Source organism: Streptosporangium sp. CA-115845, assembly GCF_050943795.1.
Lineage (GTDB): Bacteria > Actinomycetota > Actinomycetes > Streptosporangiales > Streptosporangiaceae > Streptosporangium.
Genome location: NZ_CP191988.1, coordinates 5,846,300 through 5,871,137, shown reverse-complemented (window position 1 = coordinate 5,871,137; position 24,838 = coordinate 5,846,300). Strand labels below are relative to the sequence as shown.

24 protein-coding genes and 1 pseudogene are annotated in these 24,838 nt (G+C 69.4%); 8 read left to right on the top strand and 17 right to left on the bottom strand.

Annotation, left to right across the window (positions count from 1 at the left end; genetic code table 11):
• Positions 1–44 precede the first annotated feature (44 nt).
• The 4 genes from ACQP0P_RS28730 to ACQP0P_RS28715 are packed head-to-tail and all read right to left on the bottom strand — an operon-like array spanning position 45 to position 3,966.
• Positions 45–1,265 carry a DUF4437 domain-containing protein gene (locus tag ACQP0P_RS28730; protein ID WP_433360061.1) on the bottom strand — a complete coding sequence of 407 codons (1,221 nt, stop codon included), beginning with the start codon at positions 1,263–1,265 and terminating at the stop codon, positions 45–47.
• Positions 1,266–2,771 (bottom strand): class I adenylate-forming enzyme family protein, encoded by a 1,506-nt coding sequence (locus tag ACQP0P_RS28725; protein ID WP_433360059.1) that lies wholly within the window; start codon positions 2,769–2,771, stop codon positions 1,266–1,268.
• A complete protein-coding gene (locus tag ACQP0P_RS28720; protein WP_433360057.1) occupies positions 2,768–3,223 on the bottom strand; it encodes a DUF3598 family protein in 456 nt (151 codons plus the stop codon). The genes ACQP0P_RS28725 and ACQP0P_RS28720 overlap by 4 nt, the downstream gene beginning before the upstream one ends.
• A 23-nt stretch (positions 3,224–3,246) precedes the next feature.
• Positions 3,247–3,966 (bottom strand): VIT1/CCC1 transporter family protein, encoded by a 720-nt coding sequence (locus tag ACQP0P_RS28715; RefSeq protein WP_433360054.1) that lies wholly within the window; start codon positions 3,964–3,966, stop codon positions 3,247–3,249.
• Between the two features lie 195 nt (positions 3,967–4,161).
• Here ACQP0P_RS28715 and ACQP0P_RS28710 point away from each other — a divergent pair, with 195 nt between their 5' ends.
• Positions 4,162–4,761 (top strand): neocarzinostatin apoprotein domain-containing protein, encoded by a 600-nt coding sequence (locus tag ACQP0P_RS28710; protein WP_433360051.1) that lies wholly within the window; start codon positions 4,162–4,164, stop codon positions 4,759–4,761.
• A 53-nt stretch (positions 4,762–4,814) separates the two neighbouring features.
• Here ACQP0P_RS28710 and ACQP0P_RS28705 read toward each other — a convergent pair whose 3' ends face one another.
• The 6 genes from ACQP0P_RS28705 to ACQP0P_RS28680 all read right to left on the bottom strand — a co-directional run bounded on the left by ACQP0P_RS28705 (position 4,815) and on the right by ACQP0P_RS28680 (position 10,948).
• On the bottom strand, positions 4,815–5,768 hold the full coding sequence (locus tag ACQP0P_RS28705) for an oligopeptide/dipeptide ABC transporter ATP-binding protein (RefSeq protein WP_433360048.1): 954 nt from the start codon (positions 5,766–5,768) through the stop codon (positions 4,815–4,817).
• Complete coding sequence (locus tag ACQP0P_RS28700) at positions 5,765–6,685, bottom strand: ABC transporter ATP-binding protein (RefSeq protein ID WP_433360045.1); 921 nt, start codon at positions 6,683–6,685, stop codon at positions 5,765–5,767. Before ACQP0P_RS28700 ends, ACQP0P_RS28705 begins: the two co-directional genes overlap by 4 nt.
• Entirely contained in the window at positions 6,678–8,210 is a 1,533-nt protein-coding gene (locus ACQP0P_RS28695) for an ABC transporter substrate-binding protein (RefSeq protein ID WP_433360042.1), read from the bottom strand. The genes ACQP0P_RS28700 and ACQP0P_RS28695 overlap by 8 nt, the downstream gene beginning before the upstream one ends.
• Positions 8,210–9,100: an ABC transporter permease gene (locus ACQP0P_RS28690; RefSeq protein WP_433360039.1), complete on the bottom strand. Its 891-nt coding sequence runs from the start codon at positions 9,098–9,100 to the stop codon at positions 8,210–8,212. Before ACQP0P_RS28690 ends, ACQP0P_RS28695 begins: the two co-directional genes overlap by 1 nt.
• The gene (locus ACQP0P_RS28685) at positions 9,097–10,032 is read right to left on the bottom strand and encodes an ABC transporter permease (RefSeq protein ID WP_433360036.1); all 936 of its coding nucleotides are present in this window, start codon (positions 10,030–10,032) and stop codon (positions 9,097–9,099) included. Before ACQP0P_RS28685 ends, ACQP0P_RS28690 begins: the two co-directional genes overlap by 4 nt.
• A gap of 142 nt (positions 10,033–10,174) precedes the next feature.
• Positions 10,175–10,948 (bottom strand): DUF1838 family protein, encoded by a 774-nt coding sequence (locus ACQP0P_RS28680; protein ID WP_433360033.1) that lies wholly within the window; start codon positions 10,946–10,948, stop codon positions 10,175–10,177.
• Between the two features lie 132 nt (positions 10,949–11,080).
• Here ACQP0P_RS28680 and ACQP0P_RS28675 point away from each other — a divergent pair, with 132 nt between their 5' ends.
• The 3 genes from ACQP0P_RS28675 to ACQP0P_RS28665 are packed head-to-tail and all read left to right on the top strand — an operon-like array spanning position 11,081 to position 13,151.
• Entirely contained in the window at positions 11,081–11,737 is a 657-nt protein-coding gene (locus ACQP0P_RS28675) for a heme oxygenase (biliverdin-producing) (RefSeq protein WP_433360030.1), read from the top strand.
• Entirely contained in the window at positions 11,734–12,963 is a 1,230-nt protein-coding gene (locus ACQP0P_RS28670; protein WP_433360027.1) for an NADH-ubiquinone oxidoreductase-F iron-sulfur binding region domain-containing protein, read from the top strand. Before ACQP0P_RS28675 ends, ACQP0P_RS28670 begins: the two co-directional genes overlap by 4 nt.
• Positions 12,963–13,151 carry a ferredoxin gene (locus ACQP0P_RS28665; protein WP_433360024.1) on the top strand — a complete coding sequence of 63 codons (189 nt, stop codon included), beginning with the start codon at positions 12,963–12,965 and terminating at the stop codon, positions 13,149–13,151. Before ACQP0P_RS28670 ends, ACQP0P_RS28665 begins: the two co-directional genes overlap by 1 nt.
• A 72-nt stretch (positions 13,152–13,223) precedes the next feature.
• On the opposite strand, the gene ACQP0P_RS28660 is transcribed toward ACQP0P_RS28665, so the two are convergent.
• A complete protein-coding gene (locus ACQP0P_RS28660; protein WP_433360021.1) occupies positions 13,224–13,889 on the bottom strand; it encodes a heme oxygenase (biliverdin-producing) in 666 nt (221 codons plus the stop codon).
• A gap of 124 nt (positions 13,890–14,013) precedes the next feature.
• Here ACQP0P_RS28660 and ACQP0P_RS28655 point away from each other — a divergent pair, with 124 nt between their 5' ends.
• Positions 14,014–14,616, top strand: a complete 603-nt coding sequence (locus ACQP0P_RS28655) for a TetR/AcrR family transcriptional regulator (RefSeq protein WP_433360018.1) — start codon at positions 14,014–14,016, stop codon at positions 14,614–14,616.
• Positions 14,617–15,100: 484 nt separating this feature from the next.
• Here ACQP0P_RS28655 and ACQP0P_RS28650 read toward each other — a convergent pair whose 3' ends face one another.
• The 4 genes and pseudogenes from ACQP0P_RS28650 to ACQP0P_RS28635 all read right to left on the bottom strand — a co-directional run bounded on the left by ACQP0P_RS28650 (position 15,101) and on the right by ACQP0P_RS28635 (position 16,738).
• Positions 15,101–15,334 (bottom strand): hypothetical protein, encoded by a 234-nt coding sequence (locus tag ACQP0P_RS28650; RefSeq protein WP_350920441.1) that lies wholly within the window; start codon positions 15,332–15,334, stop codon positions 15,101–15,103.
• Positions 15,335–15,415: 81 nt separating this feature from the next.
• Positions 15,416–15,907, bottom strand: a complete 492-nt coding sequence (locus ACQP0P_RS28645) for a nitroreductase family deazaflavin-dependent oxidoreductase (RefSeq protein ID WP_433360015.1) — start codon at positions 15,905–15,907, stop codon at positions 15,416–15,418.
• Between the two features lie 311 nt (positions 15,908–16,218).
• Positions 16,219–16,512: pseudogene (locus ACQP0P_RS28640) on the bottom strand (S8 family serine peptidase); the annotation flags it as partial.
• Complete coding sequence (locus tag ACQP0P_RS28635) at positions 16,511–16,738, bottom strand: hypothetical protein (protein ID WP_433360012.1); 228 nt, start codon at positions 16,736–16,738, stop codon at positions 16,511–16,513. The gene ACQP0P_RS28635 and the pseudogene ACQP0P_RS28640, both read right to left, overlap by 2 nt.
• Positions 16,739–16,908: 170 nt before the next feature.
• Between ACQP0P_RS28635 and ACQP0P_RS28630 the strand changes: the two genes are divergently transcribed.
• Positions 16,909–18,963, top strand: a complete 2,055-nt coding sequence (locus ACQP0P_RS28630) for a spermidine synthase (protein WP_433360009.1) — start codon at positions 16,909–16,911, stop codon at positions 18,961–18,963.
• Between the two features lie 92 nt (positions 18,964–19,055).
• On the opposite strand, the gene ACQP0P_RS28625 is transcribed toward ACQP0P_RS28630, so the two are convergent.
• Positions 19,056–20,762: an LCP family protein gene (locus ACQP0P_RS28625; protein ID WP_433360006.1), complete on the bottom strand. Its 1,707-nt coding sequence runs from the start codon at positions 20,760–20,762 to the stop codon at positions 19,056–19,058.
• Positions 20,763–21,528: 766 nt separating this feature from the next.
• Between ACQP0P_RS28625 and ACQP0P_RS28620 the strand changes: the two genes are divergently transcribed.
• Positions 21,529–22,398, top strand: a complete 870-nt coding sequence (locus ACQP0P_RS28620) for a LysR family transcriptional regulator (protein WP_030909189.1) — start codon at positions 21,529–21,531, stop codon at positions 22,396–22,398.
• Positions 22,399–22,516: 118 nt separating this feature from the next.
• Positions 22,517–23,350: a dihydropteroate synthase gene (gene folP / locus ACQP0P_RS28615; RefSeq protein WP_433360003.1), complete on the top strand. Its 834-nt coding sequence runs from the start codon at positions 22,517–22,519 to the stop codon at positions 23,348–23,350.
• A gap of 9 nt (positions 23,351–23,359) precedes the next feature.
• Here the strand turns inward: folP and ACQP0P_RS28610 are convergent, their stop codons facing one another.
• The gene (locus ACQP0P_RS28610) at positions 23,360–24,778 is read right to left on the bottom strand and encodes a pyridoxal phosphate-dependent decarboxylase family protein (RefSeq protein ID WP_433360000.1); all 1,419 of its coding nucleotides are present in this window, start codon (positions 24,776–24,778) and stop codon (positions 23,360–23,362) included.
• Positions 24,779–24,838: the final 60 nt, after the last annotated feature.

Here is a 24,838-nt window from a genome sequence, read left to right as displayed (position 1 = left end):
GGCACAGGCTGGATCCCCGGCTTTCAGTCAGGCCGGGGAGCGCGTCACATGCCATCGGAGTCCCAACGGCCGCGGGAGCGGCTGCGGACCGGAAGGGTGGAGAGGATCGGGGCGGGAATGGGGTCACCGGGCTTCCAGGGACGCCCCTGACCCCAGTTGTGCGCGCCGGCGTCGGTGCGCTCGTCGCGGTGTTCCAGTGAGCCGGGGTCGGCGCCCCAGTCCGCTCGTAGCTCGTGGCCGTGGTCGTGCTCATGGCCTTGGCCGTGGCCGCCCTGCAGGTTGGACGCGTCCAGGGCCTTGGCCATCGCGATCAAGCTCTTGTCGGGACCCACGCCGTTCGGGACGTAGTCGCCGTCGTCCGCGCCCTGTTCCCGCTGGTACCGCACGGACGCGGCGAGGTCGGCCAGGTCGCGCTCGCTGCGCCGGGCCGAGCCCTTCCCGAGGTCGTGCGACGACTGCGACCAGCGCATCCGGGTGCCGTCGGGCCCGTAGTTGACCGCCTCGCCGCCCCAGCGGAGCCACTCGTTCTGGGTGTACCAGTTGTACAGCTCGCCGTCGGAGCGCAGCAGCATGGTCATGCCGCCCTCCATGGTGGTGAAGTGGCCGTGCTTGACCCGGGCCGGGCGGAAGAAGTAGCTGCCCTGATCGAGGGTGCCGAAGTTGTACTCCAGGTGGCCCTGGGTGGTGTACGCCTCCTCGTAGCAGGGATGGTGGGCCAGGCGGTGGTCGGTCCAGCCCTCCTGGCAGTACACCAGCCGGGTGTAGAACCCGGTGATGGGGTCGACGTGCAGGTACTTGATGAACAGACCGGGCATGGGGCCGGGGTTGGGCACGGCGTCCCACGTCATGGCCTCGCTGTCGATGACGATGACGTCCTCCCGCGCGCCGGCCCGGCGAGGGGCGTTCAGGCCGTCCACGGGGTCGAAACCGGCGTCGCCGTACTCGCGGTAGTGCAGAATCCGGGTGCCCTCGGCGAAGGTGATCGCGTCGGTGGGCACGCCCTTCGGCGCGTGCACGTAGCCGCCCTTGCCGATTTGGCGGCCGCCGTAGGTCATCGAGCCTTCGAGCACGTAGTACTCGGTGTCGGCGTGGTGGATGCCCGGACCCCGGCCCCAGTCGGTGTGGAAGTCGATCCGCAGCGAGGAGGAGCCGTCCTCCTCGTCCACCGAGAGACGGCGTTCGCTGGCCCGCCCCTCACCGCCGACGAGCTCGGCCGCGTGCCAGATGTAGTCGTCGTCGTGGATCAGTTCAACGTGTGGGCGCATTCAGGCTTCCTTTCTGAGCTCGCGCTTCAGGACCTTCCCGGCACTGTTGCGCGGCAGTTTCGGTATGAAGTGGATGATCTTGGGGATCTTGTAGCCGGCGATCCGGGGGCGAAGGTGGGCCTCGATCTCAGCCGCCGAGGCGTCGCCGACCACGTACGCGACGACCCGCTCGCCCCAGGTCTCGTCCCGCTCGCCGACGACGGCGGACTCGGTGACGCCGGGGCAGCCGTCGATCGCGATCTCGACGTCACGCGGGTAGACGTTGACGCCACCCGAGATGATCAGGTCTTTCTTGCGGTCGACGATCCGGATGAACCCCTCGTCGTCGCTGACCGCGATGTCGCCGCTGGTGAGGAAGCCGTCATCGGTCGTGCAGGCCTTCGTCGCCTCGGGGTTTCGCAGGTAGCCGTTCATCAGGTAGGGGGACCGGCTGAACAGCTCGCCAGGGGTTCCGGCCGGTACGGGGACGCCCGCGTCGTTCACGATCCTGACCTCGGTCATGAACCAGGGGTGGCCGACGGATCCGGCCTTGCTCCTGGCGTCGGCCGGGCGCAGGTTCGTGATGATCCCGGCTTCGGTCGAGCCGTACAGCTCGTGCACGCCCACGCCGGGAAAGGTGTCGAGCACCCATTCCTTCAGCGGGACCGGCAACGCGGCGGCGTTGAAGAACAGGGTGTCGAGGCTGCTCAGATCGCTTCGGCGCAGGACGAGGTCGCCGAGCGCGCGGATCGTCTGGGCGTGGGTCGGCACCATGAAGACCGACTGCGCCCGGTCCTTCTCGATCATCGCGAGCAGCCTGTCCGGGTCCCATGAGCGGAGCATGGAGACGGTTCCGCCCGTGTGGATCGCGGCGTAGCCGAACGCGAAGCCCGCCCCGTGGTACATCGGCGCGACCGCGATCGAGCGACGCCCCGGCCCGAGCCCCCACTCCAGGGCCGAGGCGTAGAAGGTGAGCGCCCGGGAGCGGTGACTGATTACGACGCCCTTCGGGTCGCCGGTCGTCCCGGAGGTGTAGGCGACGCAGAACGGGTCGAGTTCGCTGACGCTCACGCGCGGATCGCTCCCCGGGGCGAAGGACAGCGCGGCCTCATAGGATCCGCCGGACCCGGTGACCAGCACGTTCTTCAGCGTGGTCTCAAGGATGTCGGCGGCGGTGCCGGCCAGGTCGGCGAGTGCCGCGTCGACGATCAGCGCCCGGGCGCGGGAGTGGTCGACGACGAACGCGATCTCCGGTGGTGTCAGGCGCGGGTTGAGGGGGACCATGACGAGGCCCGCCTTGGCCAGGCCCGCGGCGGCCTCGGGGTACTCGAGCTGGTTGGCCAGGAGGAGGGCCACCGTGTCCCCGGGGAGCAGGCCGAGGGAGAGCAGTGCGTTCGCGAGGCGGCTGGACCGGTCGTGAAGCGCCGCGTAGCTGAGTTTCCTGTCACCGTCGATGACCGCGATGGCCGAGGGGGTGGCGGCGGCGAACTCGCGCACGCCGCCGGCGATCGACAGCTGCGCTCTCATGCCACGACGCGTGTCTCGTTGATCAGAGTGCGCTGAAAGCAGGTGCCGCCACTGATCCACTGCCAGACGCGGTTCCGGTGGGCACCGTCCTCGCTCAGCACGATCAGTTCGAACAGGCGCAGGTCGGCGCCCTTCTCCTTGTAGATCCACGAAAGGTAGATGGTGCTGTCGTCGACGCCCCAGAATTCGCCCTTGAGGCGGTCGGTGTCGAAGGCGCAACGGCCTCCGCCCAGGTAGGTGCCGGGGAAGCGGTGCTCCTCGGTCCTGCCGTCGTCCCAGGTGTAGACGTTGACCTGGTGGTAGTCCCAGCCGTCGGTCCCGTCGCCCAGGGTGCAGGTGAGCCGGGACCGGTGCGAGTCGATGATCTTTCCGGCGGCGTCGACGTAGGTGTAGGTGCCCTCCCACTCGCCCTCGTGCCGGGCGAGCAGCGGCATTTCTTCTCTGATACCCATGATGACTCTTTCCGTTGCCAGGACTAGGGGAGGCTGGTGCCGACGAGGCTGCCGATGCCGAAGGTGGCCGCCGCGGCGAACCCGCCCAGCAGCAGTTGGCGGATCGCCCCCAGCCACCAGGGGCGTGCCGTCAGCCGGGCGACGATCGCGCCGAGGCCGAACAGTCCGAGCATGCTGATCACAGCGGCCACGGCCAGCCCGGTCACGCCGAGGATGAACGGCAGCACCGGGATGATCGCCCCCAGCGTGAAGGCGGTGAAGGAGGAGAAGGCGGCGACGTAGGGCGAGGGCAGGTCGTCCGGGTCGACGCCCAGTTCTTCGCGGACATGGACGCGCCAGGCGAGTTCGGGCTGCTTGGTGAGCTGCGTGGCGACCAGCGCGGCGGTGTCCGCGTCCAGTCCGCGGGCCTCGTACAGTGCGGTGAGCTCCGCGAGCTCGCCTTCGGGATCGCGTTTCAACTCGGTCTTCTCAATGTCGATCTCGGCCTGAATCAGTTCGGTCTGGGAGGTGACCGAGGTGTACTCACCCGCGGCCATGGCGCAGGCGCCGGCCGCCAGCCCGGCCAGGCCGGTGATCACCACGATCGCGTTGGGGGCGCCGCCGCCCACCACGCCGGCGATGAGGGCGAAGTTGGAGACCAGCCCGTCCATCGCGCCGAACACGGCTGGTCGCAGCCAGCCACCGGTGACGTCGCGATGGTGCTGGTGTTTTTCGACGGGGGGAAGGGCCATGTCCACGCTCATATGCGTCCTTTTCGCCTACCGCTTCGAGGGGAGGGAGGCCGGGAATCGGCTCGGGGAAACAGGGAGCCTCAAGTCTCTTGTTTTGTGACACTATGTCGTGAAACTGTGTTCCGCAAGTGACTCGGGGACCCGATCGGGATCGTTTCGGAACACAAGGAGGCGCTCATGCCCCGGAACTCTTCAAGGCGCGCATGGTTGGTCAGCGCACTGGCCACCATCTTCGTCATCACCATCGCGCTCGCCGGCGAGGCCGCCGCGGCGCCGGACAAGCCCAAGCTGACCGCGAGCCAGACCGAAGACCTTGCCTCCGGAACCGAGATCACAGTGACGGGGAAGGGGTTCACGCCGAAGACGACCCTGTTCGTCGCGCTCTGCGACACCAAGCAGCCCCCCGGGAAGGCGTGCGACACGGCGAACTTCGCCCGGGTCACCACCGACGCCGACGGCGGGCTGGAGACCACGATGACGCCGGGCGCCGTCTTCGGCCCCACGGACTGCACCGTGACGACCTGCGCCCTCATGACCAACGACCCCGCCAACCCCCGGGACACCGCCAACTTCACCCAACTGCCCCTCACGTTCGCCGCCGCCGCGCCGAGCCCGGCCGCGTCGTCGGTCGCGCCCGCTGAGACTCCAGCCGTCGTTCCGTCGTCCACGACCCCCGCCGCGTCACCGGTCGCCTCGGATGAGGACGGGGGAACCTCGGTCCCCCTCATCGTGGTCATCGCCGTCGTGCTCCTCGCGGTGATCGTCACTACGATCTTCCTTATGAGGCGCCGCGGGACCAAGCACTGAGCGCTGCGAAGCACCGCTCAGTCGTAGGGCGGGCCGGTCGACACCGGCCCGCCCTACGCGTGTGCGGGGATTTCGCTGTCCCGTAGACACGCGCTGGTCCTGTCACCGATGGCGAGCAGAAGGGGGACCTGGTCCCGGCAGGCGTCGGCCACGTACGGGCAGCGGGGGTGGAAGGCGCATCCGGGAGGCGGATAGACGGCCGAGGGAACCTCTCCGGTGAGCGCGGTCAGGCCTCGGCGAGTGGGGTCGGGAACCGGGATGGCGGCCAGCAGCATGCGCGTGTACGGATGGCGCGGAGCCGTGAAGATCTTCTCGGCGGGGCCTTGCTCGACGATCCTGCCCAGATACATGACGGCGACATGCGTGGCGAGGTGCCGGGCGATGTCGAGCTCGTGCGTGATGAGCACGTAGCTCAGGCCGAGTGAGGTCCGCAGGTCCAGCAGCAGGTTGATCACGGTCGCTTTGACGCCTACGTCCAGGCTGGCCGTCGGCTCGTCCAGCACGATCACGCGAGGCTGGGCGGCGATCGCCCTGGCCACGGTGATCCGCTGCAGCTCGCCGCCGCTCACTCCGCTCGGACGGCGGGCCGCGTACTGCGCGGGCAGGCCGACCTGTTCCAGCAGCTCGGTCACGCGCGCGGCCCGTTCGGCGCCGGACGAGCACAGGCCGTGCACGGCGAGAGGCTGGCCGACGCTGTGGCCGATGGTCTTGCGCGGATTCAGCGCCGACCAGGGGTTCTGCGAGACGAACTGCACGTGGCGGCGCGTCGCCCTGTCCATGCGCGCGCGCACGGGCGTGCCGTCGATGCGTACGGTGCCCAGCGTGGGGGTGATCAGGCCGACGGCGAGCCGGGCGACCGTCGACTTGCCGCAACCGGACTCGCCGACGATGGCGAGCGTCTCGCCGGGCCCGAGCCGTAAGGAGACGTCCTCGACCGCGTGGACGGTCTGGCCTCGTCTGAGAGGGAAACGCCGGGTGACGTGGTCGAGTTCGAGCAGTGGTGTCATGCGTCCTCCTCGGCGCGATGGCAGCGCACCACATCCGCACCGGTGGTGATCGGCCGCGGATCTTCCTCGTGGCATCGGGCGAAGGCGACGGGACAGCGGGGGGCGAACGCGCATCCCGCGGATCGGCCCCGCGCGTCGCCGGGGATCGTGCCCAGACGTACGCCTGGCCGGGTGCGGCCGGGCAACGCGGCCAGCAGGGCCTGGGTGTAGGGGTGGCGGGGGGCGTTGAAGATCTGATCGACGGTGCCGGACTCGATGAGCCGACCGGCGTACATCACCCCGACCCGGTCGCAGATCTGGGCCACGACCGCGAGGTCGTGGGTGACGTACAGCATCGCCAGCCCCAGCCGGTCACGCAGGTCGAGCAGCAGGCGGAGCACTTGGGCCTGCACGGTGGTGTCAAGCGTGGTGGTCGGCTCGTCGGCGATGAGCAGGTCGGGCTTTCTGGCCAGCGCCGCGAGCACGATGAGCAGGCGCTGGAGCTGCCCGCCTGAGAAGCGGTGCGGGTAGTCGCGTGGCCGGTCGATCACGGTCTGCAGACCCACCTGGCCGAGCAGGTCGGCGAGGTCGGGCTGGTCGTGGTACCAGCGCAGCTGGCGCAGCACGGGAGAGGAGGGGCTGAGCGAGGTCATGGGCCGCTGGGGCACCAGGCCGATACGGGAGGCCCTGATCCGCCGCATGTCCTCGTCGGACTGTTCGGTCAACTCCCGCCCGTCGAAGCGCATCTCGGCCGCGCGGACACGAGCGCCGGGCGGGAGCACCTTGGTGATCGCCGAGCAGAGGCTGGTCTTTCCGCTGCCCGACTCTCCGACCAGGCCGAGGATCTCTCCCTTGCGCAGGGTGAGGGAGACACCCTGTACGGCCGGCCGTCCCCCATAGTCCACGTGCAGGTCCGAGATGGTCAGAAGGTCAGCCACCGGAGTTCCCCACTGGCCGCAGGCGGGCGGTGCCCAGCCTGCTGATCCGCATCCGTCCGGGATCCAGCGGGCTCACGCCGGTTCGCTGTCCCAGGATCATCTTCGGGTAGACGGGCGGGAACATCACCGCCTCCTCGGCCAGGGTCGCGTTGACCTGCTTCAGCAGCACGTCACGCTCGGCCTGGTCGGCTGTGGCCCACACGCGGTCGAGCGCGGTGTCGACGGCGGCGTTCTCGTAGCCGCAGGACAGAACGCTCTTGGACTGGGCGGGGGAGAGGGCGAGATAGTTGGCGTCGCCGCTGGTGAAGCCGCTGGAGAAGCGATTCATGATCATCTGATAGGCGCCGGAGATCCAGCGTTGCGCCCATGGGCCACCCTGCAGCACCTCCAGCTTCACGGTGATGCCCGCTCGCTGCCAGCCCTGTATGAGGATCTGGGCGATGTCCTCCATGACCTGCCCGGCGCTGATCGTGAGCGTGAAGGAGGGGTGGCGGACCCCGCTGAGGAGCTCGCGTGTCCGGGTCAGGTCGGGCTGGTCCGGGAAGACCCGCAGGTTCGGGTCGTAGCCGCGTTCGGCGGGGCCGATGGGGCCCTGGCCGAGGATCGCCGCGCCGCCGAAGACCTTCTCGTTCACTCCCTGACGGTCGGAGGAGTAGGCCACCGCGCGGCGGAAGTCCACGTTGTCGAACGGCGCGTCGCCGACCTTGACGTAGGTGAGGATGTCGATCGGGGCGTCCACCCGGTGGACGGTGACCTGCGATTGGCCGCTGAGGAGCGGCAAGGAGGCCACGGGCAGTTCGGTGGCGATGTCCACGTTGCCCGCGCGCAGGTTGACCGCGCGGGTGGAGCCGTCCGGAATGATCTTGAATTCCATCCCCGAGTAGGCGGGGGCGGGGCCGTGGTATCCGCGATGGGCGGTCATGGTGTAGCCCAGGCCGGCCGAGACCTTCTCCAGCTTGTACGGGCCGGTGCCCATCATCGTGTCCTTGCGGTCGGCGAAGGACTTGTGGGTGATCGGCAGGTTGGTCAGATGGGAGTGGAGTAGGCCGTAGGGGCGCTTAAGCTTGATCTCGACGGTGTTCGGGTCGACGGCGCGGGCGCCGGAGTAGTAGCCGAGGAAGTAGATGACCCACTCGCTGCCGCTGGCGAAGGCGGCCACGTGGTCGAGCGAGGCGACGACGTGCTCGGCGGTGAAGGCGTCGCCGTTGTGGAACTTCACTCCCTGCTTGAGCGGGATGGTCCAGGTGAGTCCGTCACCGGAGATCGCCGGCGCCGCCGCGGCGAGCAGGGGCACCGGCTGGAGCCGCTCGTCGTAGTCGTAGAGCGTCTCCATCACCGGTTCGGCGATCCAGCGGGTGACCTCGCTGCCGGAGTCGAGGGGGTTCAGGTTGCTCGGGCCCGCAGCCACACCGATTCTGAGCGTCCCGCCGCCCGCCGGGGAGGGGGAGGAGCAGGCGGCGGCCAGTGACACCGCGGGAAGCAGTCCGAGGAAGCGTCGTCGGGACCAGGAGGGGGGAGGTGCCATCACGTCTCCTTGTGAGTGCCGCGCCCGCTGAGGGAGTCGGACAGGGCGTCGCCGATCAGGTTGAAGCCGAGGATCCCGGCGAGCATGATCACGCCGGGTAGGACCGAGTACCACCAGATGCCCGCGGGCAGGTAGCCCGTGCCGCCGCCGGTGAGGTTGCCGAGTGTCGCCTGGGGCAGCTGGATGCCCAGTCCGAGGAAGCCGAGCCCGCCCTCGGCGAAGATCGCCAGGGCCATCGCGAGGAACGCCTGGACCACTATGGTGGGCGCGACGTTCGGCAGCAGCTCGCCGAAGAGGATCCGGATGCGCGGCACGCCCACCACCCGCAGCGCGGCCACGTATTCCTGGCCGGTCTCGGCCATGGTCGCGGCCCGTGCCACCCGCGCGAAATAGGGGACGAACGCCAGGCCGAGCAGCAGTACGACCTTGGTCGGCATGGTGATCGGGATTGGACCCAGGTGCGCCGTGGCCGTGCCGCTGAGCCCGATGACGAACATCGCCAGCACGAACATCGGGAGCGCCTGGACGATCTCCAGCACCCTCATGATCAGGTCGTCGAGGAGGCGGCCGCCGTGGTAGCCGGCGAGGATGCCGAGCGGCAGGGCCAGCAGCAGGCCCAGCGCCACGGAGGCCAGGCTCACCGTCAGCGACACCCGGGTGCCGGCTGAGATGCGGGCGAGCAGGTCACGGCCAAGCTGGTCGGTGCCGAACGGATGCGCGAGGCTCGGGGCGGCGAGCACGTCGGGTCCGGCGGTGTTCGGGTCTCCGGCCAGCAGCGGCCCGAGTGTGGCGAGCAGACAGAACAGCGCGGCGCAGGCGGCGCCGAACCAGGTGAGGCCATCGCGTGGGAGGAACCGGGCACGGCCCGGTGCGGAGAGGACGGCGCTCATCGGGACTTCCCCCCGTTCAGGACGCTCTCGCGGATGCGCGGGTCGATCGCCAGCTGGGCGATGTCGACCAGCAGGTTGGTGAGGAGGTAGAGGACGGCCACGGCCAGGCAGCAGCCGGCGGCGACGGGGTAGTCCTGCCGGCGGAAGGAGTCGACCATGAGCTGGCCCAGACCCGGTACGCCGAACACGTTCTCCACCAGGATCGCGCCGCTGACCAGCATGCCGAGCATCAGCCCCACGACGGTCACCAGGGGGATCGCGGCGTTGCGCAGCGCCACCCTGGCCACCAGCGTGCGGCGTGGCATGCCCATCGACGTGGCGAAGGCGACGTAGTCGCGGTCGAGCACCTCCAGGACGGAGGCGCGGAACGTGCGGGCCACGACCGCGAACGCGGGCAGGCCGAGCACGAACGCCGGCAGGACCAGGCTGCGCAGGTGGGGGCCCAGACCTTCGGCGAGCGGGACGTACCCGCTGACGGGCAGCACCCCGGGGATGTAGACGCCGAAGACCAGCACGCAGACGAGGCCCAGCCAGAAGCTCGGCAGCGAGAGCGCCACCACGCTGGTGACGCGGACGAAACCATCGATTGGGGAGTGGTGCCGGAGCGCGGCGAGCGCTCCGGCGAGGACACCCAGTGCCATCCAGACCGCTCCGGCGATCAGACCGAGTTCGAGGGAGACGGGTAACCGTTGGGCGATGAGATCTCCAACGGACTGTCCGGAGAACACGGATGTGCCGAGATCCCCGCTGACCAGTTGCCGTAGGTAGCGCGCGTACTGCTCGGGGATGGAGGCGTTGAGGCCGAGCCGCGCAGCGACCGCGGCTCGGCCTTCCTCGTTGTAGCTGAACCCGAGCAGAGTGTACAGCGGGCTTCCAGGCGATAGCCGGAGGAGGACGAACACCAGCGAGATCACCACGAAGACGGTGGTCACCAGTGCAATCAGACGTCGGAGGAGATAGGAGGCGATGGCGAACCACCTCTCACAGAGTTCCGATATACGGAATGACGTATATGTGAACGGAATGCTAAAGGGTATGCCTCTTCATGGAAAGGGGTTTGGTGACAGCTCGTCATCATTCGAACGATGGATTGCCGGCGGCCTGCTTGCGGAAATAGGTCCAGCTCGTCTCGTTCGGCGCCGACCATGCCTGTGGAGCGTGGGCGAACTGCGGGCCGTGTTCGTCCACGTATCGTCTGGTCCGCTCTGGGACATCCGCCCAGCCTGCCAGCTTCGCGCCCCGGCAGTGGTAGACGAGGACGCCCGGCCGGTCGGCCATTCGCATCCACGGGAGCCAGGGCGCCACCCGCGTCCAGGACAGCGTGCAGGGAATGTTCGTCACGCCGGGATCGTCCACGTCGGCCGCTCGGGTGAAGAACTGGAACAGCTCCATCGCCCGGTAGACGTCACTTCCGGAGTTGTCAGGGAACTCTGCGACGGGGAGGGGTGAGGGGTAGGCGAGCAGGACGTCGGTGTTGAACATCACGTCCTCCCCGGTCCTGACGCGGGGGCTGCGGAAGGGGCCGTATGGACCGTCGGCCAGCCAGCGCTGGTTGACCGGGTCGTTCCATACGTGGAGCACGTCCACGCGCTCGCCGGTGAACTCGTTGTCCCATCCGTCGAGGATCTCCCTGGATCGGGGGTCGAGATAGAACGCGGCCTCGCGGGTGAGCAACTCGTAGCCGCCCTCCACGGGCATCGCACGAGCCACGTTGACCCCCTCGAATCCGAACAGGTGATGTGGCCCGCTGTCGGGGATGGACGCGTAGACGTCACCCGCCCACCAGACGACGACCTCGGAGCCTGCGAGGTCGGCTCGTACCCGGACCATGTCCATCAGTTCCTGCATCGTGTTCGCCTCTCGATCGTGGTTGCATGGCAGGCGGGGTTTCGTGACGATATGTCGTATAATTCTTGACCGTCGCTCACCTTTCTGACACTGTGTCGTGAAACACCATTCCGATGCAAGGGGAGTCCGGGCATGACTGCAACCGAGACATTCGCCGACCAGCTCAAGAAGGCGACCTGGAACGATCATGAGGAGGCGGAGCGCACCGCCTACCTCGACGCGCTCATGGCTGGACGCGTCTCCCGGGAGGGGTACGCCGACATGGTGGTGCAGCACTACTACGCCTACGTGGCTCTCGAGGAGGCGGGACGATCCCTCGCCGACGACCCGATCGCCGGCCCGTTCGTCAGCCCGGAACTTGAGCGCATCCCCTCCCTGGAAGCCGACTTGGAGGAGCTGTACGGGAAGAACTGGCGTGACGAGATCACCCCCTCCAAGCCCACATTGACCTACGTCGCCCGGATTAACCAGATCGCCGACTGGCCGGGCGGGTTCATCGCCCACCACTACACCCGCTACCTCGGCGACCTCTCCGGCGGCCAGGTGATCCGCAAGATCGTGGAGCGTGCGTACAATTTCGAGACCTCGGCGGGCATCCAGTTCTATTTGTTCCCCGGCATCCCCGACCTCAAGGCGTTCAAGATCAACTACCGGGACCGGCTCAACGCGCTGAACCTGGACGAGGTACAGGCCAAGAGGGTCATCGCCGAGACCGCGCTGGCCTATCAGCTCAACACCGAGGTCCTCGTCGAGATCGGCAAGCGCCTGCCCGAGTATCTGGTGGCATGAGCTTTCCCCTACCGATCCGTCCGCTCCGGAACGCGCGCCTGCTCGGTTTGGAGCCGGTCGGGGCGGCGAGCGGCGCGGACGCCTCCGACCTCTCGGGGCCCGAGATCATCGAGATCGCCGAGGTGGCGGGCGTGCGCGGGCGCGGCGGCGCGGGTTTCCCGCTGGCCGTCAAGCTTCGCTCGGTCGCCTCGGCCGCCGGCTCCGCCCGCTACGTCATCGCCAACGGGGAGGAGGGTGAGCCCGCCTCCGTCAAGGACCGGTTCCTGTCGCGCGAGCGTCCGGAGCTGGTGCTCCACGGCCTGGCGCTGGCCGCCCGCGCCGTGGGCGCCGATCGCGCCTACGCGTACGTCAGCGACCTGGTCGCCGCCCGTCGCCTCGCCGAGGCGCGCGGCGGCGACCTCATGGACGTCGTACGGGTGACGCCCGGATATGTGGCGGGGGAGGAGACGGCGGTCGTCCGCGCCGTCGGCGGCGGACCGGCACTGCCCACGGCGAAACCGCCCCGTCCCTGGCAGGCGGGGCTGGACGGCGCGCCCACCCTGGTGAGCAACGTCGAGACGCTCGCCCAGCTCGCGCTCGCCGTCCGGCTGGGACCGGACGCCTACCGCCGGCTCGGCACCCCTGAGTCGGCGGGAACGTTCCTGGTGACGCTATCGGGCGCGTGGGCGGCCCCCGCGCTGTACGAGGTCCCGTACGGCGTGCCGCTGCGCGAGCCGGTGACCGCCCACCTGGGTACGGCCGACGGGGTGACCGGGGTGCTGGCCGGGGGCTTCGCGGGAGGACTACTGCCCCCCTCGGCCCTCGACCTCCCGCTCACCCACGCCGCGCTGGCGGGAGCGGGCAGCACCCTCGGCTGCGGCGCGTTCGTCTTGCTGGCCGGGGATTGCCCGGTCGCGGTGGCCGCCGACGTGGCGGCCTTCTTCGACCGGGAGAACGCCCGGCAGTGCGGGCCGTGCGTCAAGGGCACGGCGGGCGTGGCCGGCGTGCTCGCCGATCTGACCGTCGGCGCCGCGACGTGGAGCGACGTCGCGCGGCTGGAGCGGTGGGCGCAGGCGCTGGCCGGGCGGGGCAACTGTGCGACGCCCGACGCCGTGACAGTCTTGGTCGGCTCGCTCTTCCGGCGCCACGGCGATCTCGTCGGCGAGCACCTCGCCGGAGAGTGCGGGCGATGTGCTGTCTCCCATGTCACCGCGGACACGAGGTTCCGCATCTATCTGGAGGAATAATGAAGGTTGTGATCGACGCCGCCGTGTGCGACGGCAAGGGTTACTGCAAGCGGTTCGCCCCCGAGGTGTTCGCGCTTGACGAGTGGGGCTACGGCAAGGTCCTGGTGGACGAGGTCCCGCCGGAGGCCATGGCGAACGCCGAGGCGGCCGTCGAGGCGTGCCCGTTGCAGGCTATCCGGACGGTATAGAAGCCGATCTTCTCCGCAACGCACGATTTCACCCTGGAAGGCCGCCCTCCACCGGAGAGCGGTCTTCGCGCGTCAGGAGATGCCGAACTCCTCACCCAGCTCGACCGTGATCGCCGTGTTGCCGCGGAAGGCGTGGTTGCCTTCCTCCACCAGCGACTCGATGTCCTCGGCGGTGACGGGCACCGCGTTCATCCGTGCGTGGTAGCCGGCGATGAAGGCGTGGTTGTCCTCGATCTCGGCGAAGTCGTAGAACGTCACGCCAGCCCCGTCGGGAAGGTCGTACGTCGTGCTGAGCAGCTTGGCGAGCGTCGCCCCTCCGTGCAGGTAGCCGGCGTAGCGGATCCAGTGGTGGGGGACCAGGCCGAGCGGCCACTCGTCGCGGACCCGGCGCAGCCGCGCCACGTACGCGTCGGTGGCCGGAGAGATGCGCAGGGAGTCGCGCCAATCCGGGCCGTAGAAGTACGCGAGATCGCGTTCGATGGCCTCGGTGCGGTTGAGCTGGGGCAGCCAGAGGGAGCCGACGGACGGGTCCGCGCGCAGGGCCTCCGCCGTCTGCTCCAGCTCCGAGTACACCGCGTGGAACCGGACCAGCCACGCGGCGTAGGCGTCCTTGGCCAGCTTGCCCTGGAACAGGGCGAGCATGTACGGGGTGTTCTCGGCGATGCGATGTGCCTCCGACGTGCCGTGATAGAGCAGCTTGGACAGCGGATTGCGTTCCTGGGCGGTGTTGGTCTCCACGCCTGTCCTCCATTATATGACGACTTGCCATAAAGATAACGACAACTTGTCGTTAAAACAACAGGCTGTGGAAATAGACTGGAGGGATTGGTAACCACATGCTCGGTGTATGTGAAAGTGAGACATGCCTAAGATCTCTGCCCCTAATCTGCGCGAGCACCGTGAGCGGACCGTGAACCGGATCGTCGACGCGATAGCGCGGCTCTCGAAGGATCGAGGCATCGACGCGATCACCATGACCGACGTCGCGGTCGAGGCAGGCATCACACGCACCGTGCTCTACAACTACTTCCCCGACAAGGCCGCCCTGCTGCTCGCGTTCAGTCAGCGGGTCACTGACTCCCTGATCGGCAGCTTCGACCAGGACCTGCCCAAGAACGCCACCGCGGGCGCACGGATGGAGTCCTTCATCCGGCTCCAGCTGAAGGGCCTCCTCGACTACCCACATCCGGGCGCCGCCGAGATCACTGCCGCGCTGGGCCCCGACGCATACCAGGCGCTCGCCGGACACGTGGCGCCCATGAACAAGATTCTCTGCGAGATCCTCGCTCAGGGCATGGAGTCGGGGGAGTTCCGCTCACTCGACGTGGTCGCCACCGCGCGAAGCGTCCTGGCCGTCATCGGGGCGGAGCGGATCCCCCTCGTCAACGGCGAGGTAACACTGGCGGCAGCGCAAAGCAGCGTGATCGCCTTCGTCGGCAGCGCACTCAGATCGACTGAGAAGTGATCGGCGGGTAAAGCCGTCGCCTCCCGCTCGACGGGGGCCTGTCGCGTCAGCCGATGATCGGCCACACTCAACCGGTCAGGTCCTTTGATGTCCAATATCGGGCCACAACGTGCCATGTCTTCTCGGGCTTAGCCCCTCAAGAGGCTTCAGCCTGGATGCGGTGACCGCCAGCACACGCTGGCTCTCCTCTTTGACCACCCCGCCCGCGCATCCGGTGCATACACGCCCGGTCCGCGGAACAGGTTCCCACTCAGCCGCGTCGAAAGCTTTGAATATCTCGGCCACGCCGTGTCGGGGATCGACCTCGATCAGGAGCTGTGCTCCCTCGTACGCCGAGTCACAACCGTTCAACTTCGATTCCACGATGTTCCTGAGGCTTCGATTCTCCCTTTCTGCCCATAGTTGGCTCCGAGAACAGAGCAAACGATCTTCGGGAGAAGTGTTGCTTTGCATATGTTCTCCCATGCGACGACCTCCGGGGACCTCAGGCCGGGGGGCCGTACGGCTCGATCCTCGGGTCGGCGTAGGGGCCCTCGCCCGCCGCGGGGTCGACACGGCGGGCCGCGGCCTCGGTCACCCGCAGCCCGTACAGGCCCTGATCGGGGTCGATGAGCACCAGGCCGTAGCCGGTGTCGACCTCCTCCTTGGGCAGTCCCAGATGCCGCATGGCCTGCGCGAGCGTCGCGTCGGGCGGGAGCCGTACGGTGATCAGGAGCATGACCTCACGGTACGCGTTCGGCGCGGCGGCGCAACGAGGCGAGGATCCCGGGAGTGTCGACGGCGCCGTGGGCGTGGCCGGTCAGAGGCGAGGCGAGAGGCGGAAGACGCGCAGTTCGCGGTCGGCCGCCCGCTCGGTGTAGCGGTCGTAGACCGGCCAGGCCCCGACCAGCCGTGCCCAGGCGTCGGCCCGTTCGTCGCCGGTCAGCAGGCGGCCGGTGACCGGTGACACCCGGCCCCGGAAGCTCACCGTGGCCTCCGAGGTCGCGATGAGGTTGCCGCTCCAGGCGGGGTGGTTCGGGCGGCCGAAGTTGGAGCCGACCAGCAGGAAGCCGCCGTCCTCCTCGGGCAGGCAGGAGACCGGCACGACGCGCGGCTGACCGCTTTTGCTGCCGGTCGTGGTGAGGATGAGGGTGGGCAGCATCTGGTCGCTCAGCACGACCCTGCCCCGGGTCAGGCGGTGCGCGGCCCGGTCCATCCCGGGCACGATCCCGGGGGCGATCCTGGCGAAGGCGTCGGTCGCCGACAGCCACTGGACGAACGGCCTGAGCATCCCGATGAGGCGTCGACCCACGGCGATCTCGCAATCTCTCGCCCCGATCCGGTGTGCGCCCCACCATAAAGTGTAGCAAGCGCTAGGTCAATTCCCGGGTCCGGAGTCCACGACTTCTTCGTGGATCGGGTCCTCCCCGAGCGGGCGCCGAGGTCCTGACGAGTCAGGCGTGGCTCGGCCGCCTGTTGTGAGACGGTCCCCCGGACGAAAGGCCGGCCGGGGGAGCGTACGGCTCGATTTCCGGGCGCTCCCTTTCCGGCGGCCCCAGGTGCCGCTTGGCCTGCGCGAGCGTCGCGTCGGGCGGGAGCCGTACGGTGATCAGGAGCGTGACCTCACGGTACGCGTTCGGCGCGGCGCCGCAACGAGGCGAGGATCCCGGCGGCGTCGACGACGCCGTAGCCGTGGTCGTGGTCGTGGTCGAAGCCGACGTCGCTCCGGTCGTCGGCGGTGCGCCGGAGCAGGGTGCGCAGCTGGGCGGGGGACAGGCGGGAGGAGGACCACCGGGTGCGCACGGCCGCGACCAGGCCGGCGGTGACGGGGCACGCGGCCGAGGTGCCCGAGTCGGCCTCGTCGTCGCCGAAGGCCCGGGAGCCGGAGAAGTGGGTGTAGGCGCACAGGTCCGGCTTACGGGCGACGAGGCGGCCCGGCCCCTGAGAGGAGTAGCCGACCCGCTCGCCACGGGTCGCCTCCGGCGTCGGGCACCGGGCGAGGTACGACGACGGGCGAGAAGGAGGGGTCCACGACGACCCCTGGCAGCGGGACTGCGACGTCGGCCGCCGCCGTGCTCACCGAGGGATCGGCCACGGCCGCGACGACGTCGGGAGAGGGGCGGAGCTGGAGCAGGACTCGCATGTGCACCACCGGGACTCGGGGGGATCGGACTCCACCACATTCCTGCATTCACCTCGAGCGCGTCCAGCCGTTGAAACCTGTCCCCATCAGGCTTCAAGTGTCCAATCGGTGCAAATGGTGGGTGTGGATTTCCTTCCCTGAGCGAGTACCGGTCACTAGCGTTGGGCGGCATGACCGCAGCGGCGGAGACGACGCCAACCTCCCATTCCGATGTCCGGCACACGCACTGGCTGGGCACCCGTCCCAGGCTGATCGTGGCCAGTGCTTTCATGCTCTTCCTGGAACTGGCCCTGATCCGGTGGACCGGGTCGAACATCGTTCACCTCAGTTACTTCACCAACTTCGTCCTGCTGGGATCCTTCCTCGGCATCGGGCTCGGCTTCCTGCGGGTGGGACGCAGTACCCGGCAGCCCTACTACTCGCCGATCGTGCTGGCGGTCCTGGTCCTGGTCGTGCTGCTCTTCCCGGTGACCGTGGACCGCCAGACCGAGGGCGTCCTGTACTGGACGAGCCTGAGCGAGAGCGGGCCGCCCGCCTGGCTGATCCTGCCGGTGATCTTCGCCGCGGCGGCGATCGTGCTGATGGGCCCGGCCGAGCTGGTCGGGCGGTGCTTCCCCGAACTCGAACGGCTGGAGGCCTACCGCTACGACCTGATCGGCAGCCTCAGCGGCATCGGGCTGTTCACCGCGCTGTCGTTCCTCAGCGCGCCCCCGGTGGTGTGGGGCACGATCGCCGCGATCGCCTACGCGGTGCTGCTCTGGCCCCGCAGGGTCTGGGCCCGCGTGGCGCTGCTGGTCCCGTCGCTGGTCATCGTCGGCGCCCTCGCGATGGAGACGCTGACGGCCGGGGCGCTGTGGTCGCCCTACTACAAGGTGACCTACGTGCGCGGCCACTGGAACGACGTGCCGCTGATGGACATCAAGGTCAACGGCATCCCGCACCAGCAGGCCACCCCGGCCAGGAGCCGCCTGGAGTGGGAACGCCAGTACGCCCTGCCGTACGAGCGGGCGGCCTCCGGCAGGCTGGACGACGTGCTGATCGTGGGCGCGGGCAGCGGCACCGACGTGTCGATCGCGCTGTCCAAGGGCGCCAAGCACGTGGACGCCGTGGAGATCGACCCCAAGCTGCTCGAACTCGGGCGCTCCTACCACCCGGACAGGCCCTACGACGACCCCCGGGTCACCACCCACGTCACCGACGGCCGCGCCTTCCTGGAGAGGACCTCCGGCAAGTACGACCTGATCCTCTTCGCGCTGCCCGACTCGCTCACCCTGGTCTCCGGGGCGAGTTCGCTGCGGCTGGAGAGCTACCTGTTCACCCAGCAGGCGATGGAGGCCGCCAGGGACCACCTCAAGCCCGGCGGCGCCTTCTCGATGTACAACTACTACCGCGAGACCTGGCTGGTGGACCGCCTCGGCTCCACCATGCAGGCCGCCTTCGGCCACAAGCCCTGCGTCGACATCGTCAGCGAGACCGGCCAGCAGGCGGTGATCACCGCGGGTCTCACCACCGAGGCGCAGCGGTGTGACTCCGAGTGGGCCGGGGCGACCGCCGACACACCGCCGCCGACCGGCGACGACCGGCCCTTCCTCTATCTGAAGGACCAGACGATCCCGCAGATCTACATCATCACCCTCGGGCTGATCCTCCTCGTCAGCCTGCTCGCCGTCCGCGCCGTCGCCGGTCCGTACCGCCGGATGCGCCCGTACGCCGACCTCTTCCTGCTCGGAGTGGCGTTCCTGCTGCTGGAGACCAAGAGCGTCACCGGGTTCGCGCTGCTGTTCGGCACCACCTGGGTGGTGAACGCGATCGTGTTCGGCGGGGTGCTGGTCGCCGTGCTCGCCGCGGTGGAGGTGACCCGCCGCTTCCGGGTGCCGTCTCTACCCGTGATGTACGGCGTGCTGCTCGCCGGGCTGGTCCTGGCCTGGCTGGTGCCCAACTCCTGGCTGCTGGGCCTGCCGCTGCCGCTGCGCGCGGTGGTCGCCGTGGTCGTGGCGTTCCTGCCGATCTTCGCGGCCAACGTGGTGTTCGCCAAGCGCTTCGCCGACTCCGCCGACGCCACCGTGTCCTTCGGCGCCAACCTGCTGGGCGCGATGGTCGGCGGCTGCCTGGAGTATCTGGCGCTGGTCATCGGCTACCAGGCACTGCTGATCGTGGCGGGCCTGATCTATCTCGGCGCCTTCGCCCTGCTGCCCAGGACCGCCAGAACCGCCGGGACCGGCTGAGCCGGGGACGCGCGGTCCCGGCGGGCGCCGGTTCGAGAAAGAAGTACGGCCTGTCCTCCCCGGGGAGGACAGGCCGTACTTCGCGGGACCGGTCAGAACCCGCAGGCCTCGTCCAGTGACTGGGCGGACTTGCCGTTCTGGGTGGGGGTCTGGCTTGGCTGGACCGCCGTGCTCCTGGAGGGCTTGGGCGTGGCGGTGGGCGTCGCGCCGCTCGCGCCGGGGGAGGCGGTCACCCCCGCGGCCTGGGGGCGGCGGGCGGGCCGCACCGACTGGCGCAGCGTCCTGGCGGTCGCGGCACGGATCTTCTGCCAGTCCGGCGAGCCGGTGTAGAACTCCGGCGGCACGAACTGGAGGCTGACGATCCTGGCGTCCTTGACCTTCAACCCCAGTTCGGTGATGTGCTCAAGCAACTCGCGGGGGATGTCGGTCTTGGCGGACTTCTTGGCCACACCCGCGATCTTGGCGAAGTTGGTGAGCACCACCGAGGGGGTGGCCTGCTGGGCGAAGGCACCGATGACGCAGCGCTGGCGGGCCATCCGGGAGAAGTCGTCACTGCCGACGCGGGAACGCCCGTACCAGAGCGCCTCTTCGCCGGAGAGCTTCTGGTATCCGGCCTTGATGGTCCCGGCGGTGCCGTAGAGGCCGCCCCACGGGACGTCGCGCTCCACCTTGATCTTCAGGCCGCCGATGGCGTCGACCAGGTGGGCGAAGCCGAACATGTTCACCAGGGCGTAGTAGTCGATCTTCAGGTTGAGCGTGTAGCCGATGGCGTCCATGAGCGCCGCGGGGCCTCGCTGCCCCGTCTTCTTGCCGGGCATGACCTCGGGGTGGTCCTCGGCGTACTGCCAGACCTCGTTGAGCAGGCCGCCGTTGGGCAGCTCGCGCATGAAGCCGTTGGGGAACTGCTTGGCGAGCGCGGTGCCCGGTGTGAAGCGGACGTGCTGGAGGTTGCGGGGAAGGCTGAACATGGCGGTGTTGCCGGTCGCGACGTGCACGCTGGCCACGTTCATGCTGTCGGTCCGCACGCCTTCCCGGTTCCCGGCCCCGTCGCCGCCGATGAGCAGGAAGTTCACCCGATCGCGCCCACCCCACGGATCCTCATGCTTGACGGGGGCGGCGGTGGGGTTGCTCGCGTTGCTCTCGAAGATGGTGTTGGCCGCCTCCTTGAGGGTCAGCACGGTGCTCGCGGTCAGCGCGAACGGCGCCATCACCGACACGCACAGCACGCCCACCGCGATGCCCGACACGATCTGCCCCCTGCCGCTGAGCCTTTCCGGCCCCAGGGAGATGTAGGAGAAGAGCACCAGCAGGAACCAGGCGATCGCGCCGGCGATGGCCAGGGCCGCCCCGGTCAGCAGCGTGCTGTCCCGGGCGACGAAGCCCGTGTTCCCGCCGCCGATGATGAGCCCGCCGACCAGGGCGGCGAGCAGTAACGCGCCGAAGATCGTTAGCAGAATGTATCCGACGCGGCGGCGTCCCGATCGCAGGTGCGCCGCACCGGGGAGGATCACCGACAGCGCGGTCCAGCCGATGAGCGCGCCGACCGTCAGCGGCCTGGCGAAGCGGGGCCGTCCCCCGGCCGGGCGGGACGGTCCGGCGGGCCCCGGACCCGCCCCGGCGTGCGAGAGGGGCGTCCCCTGCCCGTCGCGCGCGCCCTGCGGGGGGAGGGTCTCACGCCCGTCGCGCATGCCCTGTGGAGGAAGCGTCTCCTGCCCGTCGGAGGGACCCCGCGTGCCGGGCTGAGCCTGCGGGGGGAGCATCCCCTGCCCGCCGGGAGCACCCTGGGCACCGTCGGACACGTTGTGGACCTGAGGTGCGGGAGGGGAGGCCTGCGTTTTGGCCGGACCCTGTGCGCCGCCGTGGCTCGCACCGGAGCCCGCACCGGAGTCCGCCCCGGGACCCCCGCCGCGGCTCCCGCCGCGGCGCCGGGGGCGCCGTTTCCCGCTTTCGCCGGCGAGATCCCCCGAGTCTTGCCCAAGGTGCATCGTCACACCGCTTCCTACTACGTTTTGCCCCGGTCCACCTGGCAAAACAGCCAAGGCTCCCCGATTGAACGGAATTTGCCAGGATTCTAGTCCCCATACATGGACATGGCAGACAGATGACCAATCTACGGTAAATGGTCTCTTAACCTATGACGCCAGTACGGGGTCGGTGTCGGCCTGATGTCGCACCGCCATGCCTCGTTCTTCTCGCGGCCGATGCGGACACCGGTCGTCGCTCACCGGCAAACCCTGGTCACGGGGGTGCCGCGAGGTGGGCACGGAGTTTTTCCGGCCGGTGCGGTGCAGGCCGAGGGCGGCCCTGAGCGGCCCTTACGGGTGGTGCCGGATTGCTCTGTCCCCGCGGTGGAGGGTGTCGTTCGTTGGCTGCCAAGCTGTCTCCCCGCGAACCCGAGCCCCCGGTCTGCGCTACAGGTCCGGACCTTTGCCGAATTTGGGGCGTAAGCATACTGATTTATCATCCGTCACGGATGTCGCTGCGTTCGATTACATTCCGAAATCAGCCGAGGTGATCTCCGCGATGTGCCGGACCGATCCGGGGCTTGTGACCTAGCTTCAAGTCATGAATCTGCAGCAGCTCCGCTATGTGGTCGCGACGGCGGAGCATCGCACCATGACCGACGCGGCCAGATCGCTGTACATCGCACAACCCGCGCTCTCCCGTGCGATCAGGGATCTGGAACGAGAGCTCGGGATGACATTGTTCGCGCGTTCCGGACGTGGCGTGGTCGTCACGGCACAGGGGCGCCGGGTGGTCAAGCTGGCCAGGGAGGCACTCGATGCCGTTCGCGAGATCGAGGCACTGTCCACGCACGGCCACACCTCCGAGGCGGAGCTTCGCATCGCCTCGATACCCAGCCTCGAACCGGGGCTGGCCGGACGCCTTCTCCCCGCGTACACCGCGGAACATCCCGGGGTACGCATTCAGATTGTCCGCTGTGACGGGCGGGACGGCGTGGTGAGCGCCATCAGGGACCAGCGGGCCGACCTCGGCCTGACGGACCTGCCCGTCCCCACCGATCTGGTCAGCCACCCGCTGGAGCGCCAGGAGATCGTGCTGATCTCCCCGCCCGGCGTGGACCTGCCCGACCCGGTGCCGGTGAGGAGACTCAACGGCATGCGTCTGGTGCTGCCGGTTCCCGGCAGCTCCCGGCGCAGGGAGTTCGACGCGCTCTTCGCCAAGCACGGTGTGGCCCCCGTGGTGGCGACGCAGCTCGACGAGCGCGGCAACTGGCTGAGCACCGTCCGTTCGGGTACGGCCTCGATGCTCTGGTACCGGGGGATGGCCGAGCAGGCCGCCCGCGCCGGACTCGTGGTCCGCACCCTCGATCCCTCGGTCCGCCGGGTGATCGCCATCGTTCACGCGCGACGGCGGCTGCCCGCCATCGCCCAGGAGTTCCTGTCCGTGGCCGAAAGTGGGTCGGCCGCGTAGGAGCCCCGAGGCTCGTCAGTTTCCCCGGTTTTCCCCCAGTTTTCCCCCAGTTTCCCCCCAGAGGCGGCGCAGGTGGGAGCGCCGTCCTCTCCGACACCGGGCTATAGGCTCGGTCTCGATGACTACTTTGCACCTGCGAGGCCGTGAGTTCCGGCCCGGTGAGTTCGCGATCATGGCGGTGGTCAACCGCACCCCCGACTCCTTCTTCGACCGGGGAAGGACCTACGGTTTCGCGGCCGCCCTGGAGGCGGTGGACGGTGCCGTCGCCGGAGGCGCGGACATCGTCGACATCGGCGGCGTCAAGGCGGGTCCCGGTGACGAGGTCGACCCCGCGGAGGAGATCCGCAGGGTGGCCGACCTGGTCGCCGAGGTCAGGCGGCGCCACCCCCGGCTCATCATCAGCGTCGACACCTGGCGTGCGGAGGTCGGCGAGGTCGTCGCGGCGGCGGGCGCCGACCTGCTCAACGACACCTGGGGCGGGGTCGACCCCGACCTGGCCTCCGTCGCGGCCAAGCACGGCATCGGCCTGGTCTGCGCGCACGCGGGACGGGTCGCTCCCCGCACCCGCCCGCACCGCATCGCCTACGCCGACGTGGTCGCCGACGTCATCGGCTACACCGTCGACCTCGCCGAACGCGCCGTCGCCGCGGGAGTGTCCAGGGAGTCGATCCTCATCGACCCGGCGCACGACTTCGGCAAGAACACCTGGCACTCCCTGGAGATCAGCCGCCGCCTGGACGAGATGGTCGGCACCGGCTGGCCGGTGCTCGTCGCGGTCTCCAACAAGGACTTCGTCGGTGAGACCCTCGGTGGGCTCCCGGTGGACGAGCGCCACGCGGGAACCATGGCCACGCTGGCGGTCTCCGCCTGGCAGGGCGCCCGGGTGTTCCGGGTCCACGACGCCGCGTCCGCCCGCGCCGCCCTGGCGACCGTCGCCAGGCTCCGGCGATGACGCGGCGCGTCAGGAGTAGATGACCGACAGGAAGCGGATCAGGACCGCCTCCCGGCGGTCGGCGGGAAGGGCGTCCAGGACGGCGTTGACCACGGCCATCTCCGGCTGGCCGGAACCGCCCAGATCCACCCCGACCGAGGCCGCCAGCTCGCCGAAGGTCTCGTCGTCCAGCGTGTCCAGGTCCAGTTCCGCGATCAGCTCCACCAGCCCCTCGGGCAACCGTGCGGGGCCGCGCCCGCGGGCCGCCTCCGCCGCCTCCGCGATCACCTCCAGCATCGCCTCGACACCCCGCAGGGTCACCCCGGTCACCGTGATGTGGATGTTGGCCGGGATACCCGCGTACGACAGCTGCGGCTGCAGGAACCACCCCCGCTTCCTGGCCTCGTCGGACAGTACGAACACGTCCACCTCGTCCGAGCCGAAGGCGACCAGCGCGGACTCGGGGTCGCCGAGCACCCGCAGCCCCGGGATCTTCGCGATGCCCTCGCGGAGCATGCGGGCCGCCGCCAGGGTGGTGCGGCCGAGTTCCAGATAGCCCTCCCTGCCCAGGGCCTGGAAGGTGGCCCACGCGCCGCCCAGCGGGCCGGCGGACTTCGAGCTCTGCACCGTGGCGTTGATCACCGTGTAGCCGGGCCACGACGCCGAGGCGAAGTACGCCCGGCGCCGCAGCGCCGGGTCGGCGAACAGCACGACCGACGCGCCCTTGGGGGAGTAGCCGAACTTGTGCAGGTCGCACGAGAGAGACGTGACCCCGGGAACCGACAGGTCGAAGGGCGGAACACTCGCCCCGGCCTCGCGCAGCCACGGCAGCAGCCACCCGCCCACGCAGGCGTCCACGTGACACGGCACGCCGCGCGCGGCGGCGATCGCGGCTATCTCGGAGATCGGGTCGATCACGCCCTGGGGGTAGGACGGAGCCGAGGCGACCACCAGGACGGTGTCCTCGCTGATCGCGGCCTCGACGGCCGCGGGGGAGGCCCGGAAGGTCACCGGGTCCACCGGCACCGCGTCCACCACGACCCCCAGGTAGTGCGCGGCCTTGTGGAAGGCCGGGTGCGCGGTCACCGGGACCGCCATCCGGGGGCGGCCCTCGGTCTTCCCGGAGTCCCGGGCCGCCTTCACCGCCAGCATGATCGACTCGGTGCCGCCGCTGGTGAAGATGCCCCAACCCCCGCCGAGCAGCTCGGCGACCGCGCCGACGACCTGCTTCTCCATCTCCACGACGCTGGGGAACGCCGTCGGGTCGAGGGTGTTGACCTCAAGCATCTCGAAGTAGGCCCTGGCGGCGGCCTCGTGCACCTCGGGGCGCCCGGTGTCGTAGACGTACGCGGTCACCTTGCCGCCGCGCACCGGCAGGTCGTCCCGCCTGAGGCGGGTGATCTCGGCGAGCAGTTCCTCGGTGCTGCGGCCCTTGTCAGGCAGGCTCATCGGTCTCCTCGGGGGGACGGCTCGCACGGCTCGCGTGCCGGAAGGGACGCGGCCCGCAGA

Excerpts from the sequence above, each read along its gene's own strand:
- ACQP0P_RS28730 (WP_433360061.1), bottom strand. The coding sequence starts at position 1,265 with ATGCGCCCACACGTTGAACTGATCCACGACGACGACTACATCTGGCAC.
- ACQP0P_RS28725 (WP_433360059.1), bottom strand. The coding sequence starts at position 2,771 with ATGAGAGCGCAGCTGTCGATCGCCGGCGGCGTGCGCGAGTTCGCCGCC.
- ACQP0P_RS28720 (WP_433360057.1), bottom strand. The coding sequence starts at position 3,223 with ATGGGTATCAGAGAAGAAATGCCGCTGCTCGCCCGGCACGAGGGCGAG.
- ACQP0P_RS28715 (WP_433360054.1), bottom strand. The coding sequence starts at position 3,966 with ATGAGCGTGGACATGGCCCTTCCCCCCGTCGAAAAACACCAGCACCAT.
- ACQP0P_RS28705 (WP_433360048.1), bottom strand. The coding sequence starts at position 5,768 with ATGACACCACTGCTCGAACTCGACCACGTCACCCGGCGTTTCCCTCTC.
- ACQP0P_RS28695 (WP_433360042.1), bottom strand. The coding sequence starts at position 8,210 with ATGGCACCTCCCCCCTCCTGGTCCCGACGACGCTTCCTCGGACTGCTT.
- ACQP0P_RS28690 (WP_433360039.1), bottom strand. The coding sequence starts at position 9,100 with ATGAGCGCCGTCCTCTCCGCACCGGGCCGTGCCCGGTTCCTCCCACGC.
- ACQP0P_RS28680 (WP_433360033.1), bottom strand. The coding sequence starts at position 10,948 with ATGCAGGAACTGATGGACATGGTCCGGGTACGAGCCGACCTCGCAGGC.
- ACQP0P_RS28675 (WP_433360030.1), top strand. The coding sequence starts at position 11,081 with ATGACTGCAACCGAGACATTCGCCGACCAGCTCAAGAAGGCGACCTGG.
- ACQP0P_RS28670 (WP_433360027.1), top strand. The coding sequence starts at position 11,734 with ATGAGCTTTCCCCTACCGATCCGTCCGCTCCGGAACGCGCGCCTGCTC.
- ACQP0P_RS28665 (WP_433360024.1), top strand. The coding sequence starts at position 12,963 with ATGAAGGTTGTGATCGACGCCGCCGTGTGCGACGGCAAGGGTTACTGC.
- ACQP0P_RS28655 (WP_433360018.1), top strand. The coding sequence starts at position 14,014 with ATGCCTAAGATCTCTGCCCCTAATCTGCGCGAGCACCGTGAGCGGACC.
- ACQP0P_RS28650 (WP_350920441.1), bottom strand. The coding sequence starts at position 15,334 with ATGCTCCTGATCACCGTACGGCTCCCGCCCGACGCGACGCTCGCGCAG.
- ACQP0P_RS28635 (WP_433360012.1), bottom strand. The coding sequence starts at position 16,738 with ATGCGAGTCCTGCTCCAGCTCCGCCCCTCTCCCGACGTCGTCGCGGCC.
- ACQP0P_RS28630 (WP_433360009.1), top strand. The coding sequence starts at position 16,909 with ATGACCGCAGCGGCGGAGACGACGCCAACCTCCCATTCCGATGTCCGG.
- ACQP0P_RS28620 (WP_030909189.1), top strand. The coding sequence starts at position 21,529 with ATGAATCTGCAGCAGCTCCGCTATGTGGTCGCGACGGCGGAGCATCGC.
- folP (WP_433360003.1), top strand. The coding sequence starts at position 22,517 with ATGACTACTTTGCACCTGCGAGGCCGTGAGTTCCGGCCCGGTGAGTTC.
- ACQP0P_RS28610 (WP_433360000.1), bottom strand. The coding sequence starts at position 24,778 with ATGAGCCTGCCTGACAAGGGCCGCAGCACCGAGGAACTGCTCGCCGAG.